Genomic DNA, 2,188 nt, shown 5'->3' with positions numbered 1-2,188 from the left:
GGTGGTGATCAGCGCCGATGGGCGCAACGAAACCATCGCCCAGGTCCATGCAGCAGGGCTCGACTACCTGGCCAAGCCGGTCAAGCCGGCGGCCCCAACCGCTGGCGCAACATGCTGTTCTCGCTACGCAGCTGCTGCACTTCCTCCAGCAGCTCCAACGCCAGCGCCACCCCTTCCCACTCCAGCTCAAGCTGCTCATGCAGCTTCACCGCGCGCTTCAAGGTCACCGGCGCGCGGGCATCGAACAGCCAGTCCTCTGGCGTTCGCCCCAAAGGTTCAACGATGCCGTGCTCGACAATCTCGATCACGCAGTCGGCCGTGAGGTCGGCTTCCTGGCAGAGGGTACGCATATCCAGTTGAACAATCAGGGTGCTGCTCATGGTCACTTACTCCATTGTGTCCTCGGGTTGAACGCGGCCTTCTCGGAAAGCTTGCTCCACAGTTCACGCGCCGCTGCATCGGACTGCGCGGGCATCACCACCTTGAGCTGGGCATAGAGGTCGCCGCGCTCGCCCTGCTTGTTGGCCAGGCCCATGCCCTTCACCCGCAGGCGTTGGCCACTCTGGCTATCGGGGCGGATGGTCAGGTTGATCTTGCCGGTCAAGGTCGGCACCGCCACCTTGGCACCCAGCGCCGCCTCCCAAGGGGCCAGCGGCACGGTGATGATCAGGTCATGGCCTTCGACATCGAACAGCGGGTGCGGTGCCATGCGCACGGTCAGGAACAGGTCGCCATTGGCGCCACCGCCAGCACCCGGCGCGCCCTGGCCCTTGAGGCGAATGCGCTCGCCGTCGGTGACCCCGGCGGGAATCTTCACGTTCAGGGTCTTGGTGGTGAAGCCGGTGCGCTGGCCAGCGGCATTGGTCTGCGGCACCTGGAAGCTGATCTTCTTGGAGTCCTTGCTCAGGGTTTCCTCGAGGAAGATCGCCAGTTCCAGTTCCACGTCCTGCCCTCGCCTGCCGGTGCTGCGTTGCTGCGGGCCACCGCGCCCGAAAGGGTTGTTGCCGCGAGCACCGAAAATGGAGCTGAAGAAGTCGGAAAAATCACCGCCCTCGAAGCCGCCACCCGCGCCGCCACGCCCTTCCCAGCCCGGTGGGGCCTGGAACGGACGACCGTGCTGGCCGCCGTACTTGCGAATCTCGTCGAACTCGGCGCGCTTTTGCGCGTCGCCCAGCACTTCATAGGCCTCGTTGGCTTCCTTGAACTTGTCTTCGGCGTCACGCTCCTTGCTGACGTCGGGGTGATACTTGCGCGCGAGCTTGCGGTAGGCGGCCTTGATCGCCTTGTCGTCCGCTGTCGGCTCTACGCCAAGAATCTTGTAGTAGTCTTTGAAGTCCATCTAAGGATCACCAGTGGGAAATTTCGCGTTGCTTCTCAAGATAGGGGCCAAGCATAGCCTTTCAAGGTTCGCTTGGGTGCGTTGAACAGCAGACGACCGGTCTTGATTCTGTCGGCCAAAGGCATAAACTGCGCGGCCGTTTTGCCTCCGGAAGCCCATCCACCATGTCTGACGCATCCCCGGCCCGCGCCTGCGGCATCGACTTCGGCACCTCCAACTCCACGGTCGGCTGGCACCGCCCGGGCGTCGAATCGCTGATCGCTCTGGAGGACGGCAAGATCACCCTGCCGTCGGTGGTGTTCTTCAACCTCGAAGAGCGACGCCCGGTGTATGGCCGCCTGGCCCTGCACGAATACCTGGAAGGCTACGAAGGCCGCCTGATGCGCTCGCTCAAGAGCCTGCTGGGCTCCAAGCTGATCAAGCACGACACCAGCGTGCTGGGCACCGCCCTGCCGTTCAAGGATTTGCTGGGCATGTACATCGGCGAGCTGAAAAAGCGCGCCGAAGCCGCCGCAGGCCGTGAGTTCGAACAGGTAGTGCTGGGCCGCCCGGTGTTCTTCGTCGACGAAGACCCGGTCGCCGACCAGGAGGCCGAGGACACCCTGGCCGAAGTGGCGCGCAAGCTGGGTTTCAAGGACGTGTCGTTCCAGTACGAGCCGATTGCCGCCGCGTTCGACTACGAGTCGGGCATCACGCGCGAGGAGCTGGTGCTGATCGTCGACATCGGCGGTGGTACCTCGGACTTCACGCTGATTCGCCTGTCACCGGAGCGCCACCTGGTAGCCGAGGCAGCATCATCGTGACGGTGGGCGCGCTGTGGTACTACGGCTATCTGCATTTCGCCAAGCC

At 63.8% G+C, this 2,188-nt stretch carries 2 protein-coding genes and 2 pseudogenes; 2 read left to right on the top strand and 2 right to left on the bottom strand.

Annotation, left to right across the window (positions count from 1 at the left end):
* Window positions 1-94 (top strand): annotated as a pseudogene (locus tag ACQKPE_RS26315) (hypothetical protein); the annotation flags it as partial.
* Here the strand turns inward: ACQKPE_RS26315 and ACQKPE_RS26310 are convergent.
* Both ACQKPE_RS26310 and cbpA read right to left on the bottom strand, forming a co-directional pair.
* On the bottom strand, window positions 81-380 hold the full coding sequence (locus ACQKPE_RS26310; protein ID WP_427669615.1) for a chaperone modulator CbpM: 300 nt from the start codon (window positions 378-380) through the stop codon (window positions 81-83). The pseudogene ACQKPE_RS26315 and the gene ACQKPE_RS26310 sit on opposite strands and share 14 nt — an antisense overlap.
* 2 nt (window positions 381-382) lie before the next feature.
* A complete protein-coding gene (gene cbpA, locus ACQKPE_RS26305; protein ID WP_427669613.1) occupies window positions 383-1,339 on the bottom strand; it encodes a curved DNA-binding protein in 957 nt (318 codons plus the stop codon).
* A gap of 164 nt (window positions 1,340-1,503) precedes the next feature.
* Here cbpA and ACQKPE_RS26300 point away from each other — a divergent pair.
* Window positions 1,504-2,127: pseudogene (locus ACQKPE_RS26300) on the top strand (Hsp70 family protein); the annotation flags it as partial.
* Window positions 2,128-2,188: the final 61 nt, after the last annotated feature.

It is taken from the genome of Pseudomonas sp. NPDC089554, assembly GCF_050280645.1.
Lineage (GTDB): Bacteria > Pseudomonadota > Gammaproteobacteria > Pseudomonadales > Pseudomonadaceae > Aquipseudomonas.
Note: the sequence above shows the minus strand (reverse complement) of the source record. Positions and strands in the feature narration are given on the sequence as shown.